8 protein-coding genes are annotated in these 7,142 nt (G+C 48.8%); 5 read left to right on the top strand and 3 right to left on the bottom strand.

Annotated elements, in window-relative coordinates; all coding sequences use genetic code 11:
- The 3 genes from H6F50_RS03605 to H6F50_RS03595 all read left to right on the top strand — a co-directional run.
- The coding region (locus H6F50_RS03605; RefSeq protein ID WP_190426409.1) for an O-antigen ligase family protein at window positions 1-1,245 on the top strand (1,245 nt) is incomplete at its 5' end.
- 79 nt (window positions 1,246-1,324) lie between these two features.
- Window positions 1,325-1,936, top strand: coding sequence for a J domain-containing protein (locus tag H6F50_RS03600; RefSeq protein ID WP_190426411.1), 612 nt, complete (start codon window positions 1,325-1,327; stop codon window positions 1,934-1,936).
- Between the two features lie 38 nt (window positions 1,937-1,974).
- The gene (locus H6F50_RS03595) at window positions 1,975-2,247 is read left to right on the top strand and encodes a DUF3143 domain-containing protein (RefSeq protein ID WP_190412046.1); all 273 of its coding nucleotides are present in this window, start codon (window positions 1,975-1,977) and stop codon (window positions 2,245-2,247) included.
- A gap of 99 nt (window positions 2,248-2,346) precedes the next feature.
- On the opposite strand, the gene H6F50_RS03590 is transcribed toward H6F50_RS03595, so the two are convergent.
- From H6F50_RS03590 to lysA, 3 genes are all read right to left on the bottom strand, one after another.
- Window positions 2,347-3,096 carry an isoprenyl transferase gene (locus tag H6F50_RS03590; protein WP_190412045.1) on the bottom strand — a complete coding sequence of 250 codons (750 nt, stop codon included), beginning with the start codon at window positions 3,094-3,096 and terminating at the stop codon, window positions 2,347-2,349.
- Window positions 3,093-4,007 carry a diadenylate cyclase CdaA gene (gene cdaA / locus H6F50_RS03585; RefSeq protein ID WP_190412044.1) on the bottom strand — a complete coding sequence of 305 codons (915 nt, stop codon included), beginning with the start codon at window positions 4,005-4,007 and terminating at the stop codon, window positions 3,093-3,095. Before cdaA ends, H6F50_RS03590 begins: the two co-directional genes overlap by 4 nt.
- A gap of 527 nt (window positions 4,008-4,534) precedes the next feature.
- Complete coding sequence (lysA, locus tag H6F50_RS03580) at window positions 4,535-6,001, bottom strand: diaminopimelate decarboxylase (RefSeq protein WP_190426407.1); 1,467 nt, start codon at window positions 5,999-6,001, stop codon at window positions 4,535-4,537.
- Between the two features lie 71 nt (window positions 6,002-6,072).
- Here lysA and rimI point away from each other — a divergent pair, with 71 nt between their 5' ends.
- Window positions 6,073-6,723: a ribosomal protein S18-alanine N-acetyltransferase gene (rimI, locus tag H6F50_RS03575; protein WP_190426405.1), complete on the top strand. Its 651-nt coding sequence runs from the start codon at window positions 6,073-6,075 to the stop codon at window positions 6,721-6,723.
- A 274-nt stretch (window positions 6,724-6,997) separates the two neighbouring features.
- The coding region (locus H6F50_RS27485) for a Clp protease N-terminal domain-containing protein (RefSeq protein ID WP_190426403.1) at window positions 6,998-7,142 on the top strand (145 nt) is incomplete at its 3' end.

The raw sequence follows: 7,142 nt of genomic DNA, 5'->3' as shown, positions 1-7,142 counted from the left end.
TGGAGAAAAAAATATCCCACAATTATCCGACGCCCTCTCAATCGCGGATTCGCTATCTTTTGCACCTGGGTAATTATTTCAGCTAGCTTCGCCCCTTTTCCTTTAGAAGCCTTGCTGGGATTGTTTAATTTCCTCCCCTTTTTCATCTTTTTTGCTGCCTATAGCGAACTCATTCAGACACCAGCACAACTGCGACGGTTAGCTTGGATTTTGGTGGTGCCTTCTGTACCCGTGGTCATTCTCGGCTTCGGACAGATATTCTTGGGTTGGGCTAGCCCAGCGCTATTGGAAGGTATTGTAGGTTGGGCGCTACAACCCAAAGGCAATCCCATCGGGCGGATGGCTTCGGTGTTTATGTATGCCAACATTTTGGCAGCCTATCTGCAAATTGTGTTTATTTTGGCACTGGGATTGTGGATTGAAGAAAGCAAAAAGCGATCGCCCCAATCTCCCCGCTTACGCACCGCCACGCTAGAACAAAGGGCGGAAGCAAAAGCTAAAACAAAATATATTTTTCCCTTTCCGTTTACCTGGCGAATTGGGTTTCTGAGTGTAGCGGTAATTGGAAATGCTGCTGCACTGATTTTGACGAATTCCCGCAATGCTTGGGCGATTGTCGTTCTTAGCTGCCTTGCCTTTGCCTTCTACCAAGGTTGGCGTTGGCTAATCGCCGGAGTGGGGGCGATCGCTACTAGCATCCTCTGGGCAGCTTTTGGCCCTTCACCTGTGCGCGAATGGCTTCGCACGATTGTCCCCTATTACTTTTGGGCGCGACTCACCGACCAAATGTATCCAGATCGACCTGTGGCGCTGTTACGGACAACTCAGTGGCAGTTTGCTTGGTCGATGACTCAGCAACGTCCCTGGACTGGCTGGGGTTTAAGGAATTTTACGCCACTTTACGAGGCACAGATGAAAGTCTGGCTGGGACATCCTCACAGCTTGCTGTTAATGCTAACGGCTGAAACTGGCATCCCCGCAACCATTTTCTTCTGCGGTTTAGTTGGCTGGGTGATGGTTCAAGCTACCCTACTATTGGCAGAGATGGGACTAATCTCGTCTCCACAAAATAGGTTAATTCTTTTCAGTTATTTAGTCGCTTTTGGTGCCTGTACATTATTTAATGTAGTAGATGTAAGTATATTTGATTTACGGGTGAATACCTTGGGATGGTTGCTATTAGCAGCCATTTGCGGAGCAGTTTATCAAAAGAGAGCGATCGCATCCTTTCCCGCACTACAATAATTGAAACCCACTCTTAACCAAGCAGAGTGAAGCTGTGGTGACTCAAAATAGGGAAAATCCGAATAATGAAGGTCGCCGGATGCCGTATCAAACAACCTTGGCGACCAGTCATTACGCCTTGCTAGGGCTGCACCCTTCGGCGTCCCCGATCGAAATTCGACGCGCATATCGAGAATTAAGTAAACACTACCATCCCGATACCACAGAATTGCCTGCTAACATAGCAACCGCTAAGTTCCAGCAGCTCAATGAAGCCTATTCCACCCTCAGCAATCCACAACGGCGACTGGCTTATGACCTAAAAATTGGCTATTCCCGCATTAGCGTAATTCAAGCACCGCCAAACTTGAATTCTTCGGTTTCCCAAGCAAAAAAGGCATATTCTTCCTCAGCCTATTTAGATCCAACCGATCGCCCCCTCTCTCCAGGAGAGATTTTTGTCCTATTCATTATGGGTTTAACCTTTGTGGGTTGCCTATTGTTAGCGATCGCCATTGGCTTAACGCGAGGAGAAGCCGCCTTCCAAGTTTCCGGGCTAGAAACCCTGCAACCAGTCGAGCAGCAGGCGACTCCTCATCTTCCTGTTCATCCTCATCATCTATCTAAACCTGTGGCATCTGGGTCGCGCCTTGCCCCACTCATCCCTCAAAACAAGCGAGTTGATTCAATCTACTTGCCGGATGACAGATAATTTGGGACAATCCGCCCCTAACCAAATTAAAACGACCTATGACTCTTCCCACTGCTGATACGCCTCTCTATAACCATCCCTTACCTGATATTGAACAGTGGCTCAAAAAGATGGGATGTCAACAAGACCGAACTCAGCTGCACTGTTGGCACATTGCTAGACCTTTTTGGAAAGCAGAGCTGTCTCTAGATGTGGAGGAGCTAACCGTGCGCTATCTAGAAGCGGGTGAAGGCGGACGAGATATCCTGCGCTCCTTCAAATATTCTCTGACTCGCCAAGATGTAGAAGACGCCGTCTTTGCAGGCCCTTAGAAAGTAGTTTTGAGTTTTGAATCTTAAATTCCAGAAATCAGTCAAAACAGAGACGCGATAGCTCGCGTCTCTACAAATTTACTTATACTTTGCCAATCTTCATACTTTGCCGAAACGGCGATCGCGCTGTTGATAGGCACACAAAGCCCGGTGAAACTCCGCCCGGTCAAAATCAGGCCACAGCGTTTCTGTGATATAGAGTTCCGCATAAGCTAATTGCCACAGCAGGAAGTTCGAGAGGCGCATTTCCCCGCTGGTGCGAATCAGCAGGTCGGGATCGCCAACTTTGGCAGTATAGAGGTGGCGTGAAAACAAAGCTTCATCAATTTCATTAGGCTGTAAAACACCTTCCTGCACCTGAGTCGCGATCGCTCGACAAGCTTGCAGAATTTCCTGGCGTCCCCCATAATTAGTTGCCACAGTAAACTGAATGCTGGCATTGTGCTGAGTTTCAGCCATTGACCGCTCAATTTCTACCTGGAGACTTCGCGGTAAATCGGCTAAATTTCCCATAAAGTTGATTCGCACATTCTCCTGCACCATTTCCCGGAGTTCCTGCCGCAACACCCCCTCAAACAAGGTCATTAAAAAATCAACCTCTTCCAGCGGTCGTTTCCAATTTTCCGTAGAAAACGCATAAGCAGTCAGCGCTGGAATTCCCCAATCCTTACAGCAGCGCAGTAAATCCTTCAGCGCATAGACCCCCCGCCGATGACCCATAATTCGAGGTAGCCCTTGGCGTTTGGCCCATCGACCATTTCCATCCATGATTACTGCCACGTGTTTGGGCAGGCGGTCTCGATCGAGGTCAGCAGGCAAATTTTGTAAGACAGTTGATTTTGAAGTCATTTCTTGTCACGAGAACCCGGTGGTGGAAGACGAAGCAAACGCGAAACCAGTGCCTTTCCCCGATCGCTAATCTGACGTCCCAAACTGCGTAGACCGGGGGCGACGGCCCTCTCTTCGCTTGACGTGGAGAATCGCGTCTCTAAGAGTTCTTTCAGTTTACTGCTGGTTAGGGGGCGATTCAGTCCCCCCCTCTCCGCTAAAGAAATAGAGCCGGTTTCTTCAGATACAACGATACATAGGCAATTTTCGACCCGCTCCGTAATTCCCATTGCTGCCCGGTGCCGCGTCCCCAGCTGCCGCGATGCCGTCCGCTCAGAAAGGGGCAAAATCACCCCAGCGGCAACAATGCGGGAGCCACTAATGAATATTGCGCCGTCGTGCAGGAGCGTAGATGTTTGAAAGATAGTTTGTAGGATTTCCTTAGAAACCTCAGCATTTAATTTGACGCCTTGAACGGAAAAATCCCGCTCATCAATTGGGCCGGTCGTTTCCAGTACGATCAAAGCACCCGTGCGGTTTTGGGACAATTCTTTGACCGCATCGACAATTTCATCAATAACACTATCTGCTTTGGGAATCGCTCGTCGGGAGGGTTGCAGCAACTGCATCAGTTCTCCCCTGCCCAATTGTTCCAGAAACCGACGAAATTCTGACTGGAAAATGACAGCCATCGCCACAGCCGAGCCAACTACCAACTTTTCCAGGACAAAACTCAACAGTACCAGCCCCAGGCGATTACTCACGGCTGAGGCTAGCATTAAGACAATCAAACCCCGTACCATCCACAATGTGCGACGCTCCCCGATAAAGAGTAGCACCAGATACGTGAGGATGAGAACTAAAACAATATCAATGCTTTGAAGCAACAAGGTCGAAGTTCCGGGAGGGTCTTGACCGGGACCCAAATTCATTGAACCTTATCAGATTTGCTGAAGTTTGCTGGATACGGGCGAGTTTAAAGGCAGAAGGCAAGAATGTAAAAAGCAAGGAGAGCAGTTAGCTATTGGCTTGAATTAACAGTTTAGAGTCTAAATCTAGTGTACCTGTGGTTACGTCCCAGCTAAACAGTTAATAGCTAATTACTGTTTCTATTTTTTACTTTCTTTTTCCCTTAAAGCTCGATTTTAGCTGAAGCGCCCCCTTGGGTACTAGCGAATTAGGTAGTGAGTCGTAGGATTTTCCGATGACTGACATCTTGCATCAATCGACTATATAGCGTATACAGCGGTTTTCCATTGCGTTCAACACACATGGTAAGAGCGTTTGCGTGAGCTGTGCGCCCCTACATAGCCCTCATGTCAAAGAGCATGAGGGCTATGTATATGTATTCCCCTGCCCTCTCCTTGACGAAAGGGGAGAAGAGCCTCCCTCCTTTGATTAAGAAGAGACTAAGCGGCAGGGATTTTAGTTGACCGCATTGGTGCAAAAAATTCCCAATCTAACTAACTACTAATCGCTCAGGGAGACGATCCTGCCGAATTACATCCTGGTAGGTTTCCCTCTGCAAAATCAGATTAGCTTCTCCTCGACCTACTAAAACCGCTGCTGGACGAGACAGGCGATTGTAATTAGAAGCCATGCTGTAATTGTAGGCACCTGTGCCCATGACGACGAGAATATCTCCCGGCTCAGTTTTCGGTAGCGATGCTTCTTTGATCAGAATGTCTCCAGATTCGCAGTGTTTACCGGCAAGGGTGACAGTTTCTGTCAAGGGTGCCGACATCCGGTTGGCAACAACGGCTCGATACAGGGATTGGTAGGTGATGGGACGGGGATTGTCAGACATTCCGCCATCAACGGATAGGTAGGTGCGGATGTCTGGAACGACCTTTGATGAGCCTACGGTGTAGGCGGTGACGCAGGCAGTCCCAATGAGCGATCGCCCTGGTTCGCACAATAATTTAGGTAAGGGGATTTGTTGAGATTGGCAGGCTGCGGTAATGGCATCGCTGACAGTTTTGACCCACTCATCAATACTGGGAGGATCGTCTGATTCGGTGTAACGAATTCCCAAGCCACCCCCGACATTTAACTCTTTGACGGGCAATCCATTGGTGGCTGCTTTTTTAAACCACTCAACCAAAACCCCTGCGAGATCGTGATGGGGTTGGCGCTCAAAGATTTGGGAACCGATATGGGCGTGCAACCCGATACAATCTAAAGTTGACTGCTGGCTGATAAAAGCAAAGACTTCCTCTAATTGGTTAGGATCGAAGCCAAATTTGCTATCGAGGTGTCCGGTGCGGATGTATTCGTGAGTGTGACATTCAATGCCAGGGGTGAACCGCAGCATGATCCGGATTTTGGATTTTGGATGATTAGAGGGGTTAACCTCTGATTCCTTAGGCGTTTGTCCCGATTCCAAAGCCGCGAGGGTGCGTAGCTCTAACCAGTTGTCTACTACAACCGTGCAGCCGGTTTCAACCGCTAAAGTCAGTTCTTCACGGGATTTGTTATTGCCGTGAAAATAAATTTTGTCGGGACTGACGCCAGCTTGCAGCGCCGTGTAGAGTTCGCCGCCAGAGACGACATCGATCCCCAAGCCTTCACTTGCAGCGATCGCGCAAACGGCTAGACAACTCCAGGCTTTAGAAGCATACAGTACCTGAGATTCACCGCCATAATAGCGGCTTAAACCATCCCGATATTGACGACAAGCTGTCCGCAGCGTTTCTTCGTCCAAAATATAAAGGGGCGAACCAAATTGCTGCACGAGTTTCGTGACGTCACAACCACCAATTTCCAGGCAGTCGCGGCTGTTAACCCCAGATGTCAAGGGCAAAAGTTCCTGATTGGGTGAACGATCTACACTGACGTGATGATTTGCGTCTGTACGGGTTGTAGGGGTAAGCGGTAAATATTGCCGTCCAGAATTTTGAACCCCGACTGGTTGAGTCGATAACATGATCTAATAGTTGTCCTTGGATGCTTAACAGGCGTGAATGCGTCTTGTTTTTCAGTCTACAATTGAAAACTGTGAATTTTTTGCAACTTCAGCCGCTGACAGCAGAGCAGCTCTTGGCGGTAGTGGAACTAGACCAACTGTGTTTTGGTCAACTCTGGACTCTAGACGGTTACAAGCGAGAGTTAGCAAGTCCCAATAGTGACTTGCTAGTTATAGAAGAATTTAGCGGCAAGGAACGAGAGGTAATCGGTCAATCCACTCAGTACGTGGGGGAAAACGCCGCCCCGACTGCATTGAGTCCGGAAGGAGATCCGCCTCTAGAGCGATCGCTCGTGGGCATCGGATGTCTCTGGGCAATTTTAGAGGAGGCACACATTACGATTTTGGGAGTGCATCCCAACTATCGGGGTCAGGGCTTGGGGCAGGCACTGCTTTATGCCTTGCTCAAAAAAGCCTGGAAGCGCCGGTTGGAGTGGGCAACACTGGAGGTGAGAGCATCGAATCGACCTGCCCAGTCTCTCTACGAGAAATTTGGGTTTCAGGAAGTTGGTAGGCGTCGGCGCTATTACAAAGATACGGGCGAAGATGCTTTGATTTTGTGGCGTAGCGGTCTTCAAGCACCCGAATTTCCGCAAACCTTAAGCGACTGGCATTCCTCAATTGGCGATCGCTTCCGTTACTCTCATCGGCAGTTCTTGGAAGCCGATGAAGTTAAAGGATAGAAGGTTGACGGTTATAAGGTTCGGTTATAAGGTTGTAGGGGACATGGTGGTTCAACTGGCGTTTTTTGCCAATGTGTCAATTTACTCACTTTTTTGCCCCGTCAATTTTCTAACTTTAGATAGTAGCGAGAGACTAGCGATCGCTAGGGTCTACTAACAAAGTCAGAAAAATCTTGCGGGATAGATTTCATCTATCTTCAATGTGACAGCCGGATAAAAACCCTATGCTAGAATCACCATTACAGGCACGCAGCAGGGGAAAACTAAATCCGCCATGTTTGAACGCTTCACAGAAAAAGCCATTAAGGTAATCATGCTGGCCCAGGAAGAAGCTCGTCGCCTGGGACACAACTTCGTCGGTACGGAGCAGATCCTCCTGGGTCTAATTGGAGAAGGAACCGGCGTCGCCGCCAAAGTCC

The sequence above is a fragment of the Coleofasciculus sp. FACHB-712 genome (assembly GCF_014695635.1).
Lineage (GTDB): Bacteria > Cyanobacteriota > Cyanobacteriia > Cyanobacteriales > FACHB-T130 > FACHB-T130.
Note: the sequence above shows the minus strand (reverse complement) of the source record. Positions and strands in the feature narration are given on the sequence as shown.

What these genes read in the sequence shown, in the direction of transcription:
- H6F50_RS03600 (WP_190426411.1), top strand. Translation starts at nt 1,325, where the DNA reads ATGCCGTATCAAACAACCTTGGCGACCAGTCATTACGCCTTGCTAGGG.
- H6F50_RS03595 (WP_190412046.1), top strand. Translation starts at nt 1,975, where the DNA reads ATGACTCTTCCCACTGCTGATACGCCTCTCTATAACCATCCCTTACCT.
- H6F50_RS03590 (WP_190412045.1), bottom strand. Translation starts at nt 3,096, where the DNA reads ATGACTTCAAAATCAACTGTCTTACAAAATTTGCCTGCTGACCTCGAT.
- cdaA (WP_190412044.1), bottom strand. Translation starts at nt 4,007, where the DNA reads ATGAATTTGGGTCCCGGTCAAGACCCTCCCGGAACTTCGACCTTGTTG.
- lysA (WP_190426407.1), bottom strand. Translation starts at nt 6,001, where the DNA reads ATGTTATCGACTCAACCAGTCGGGGTTCAAAATTCTGGACGGCAATAT.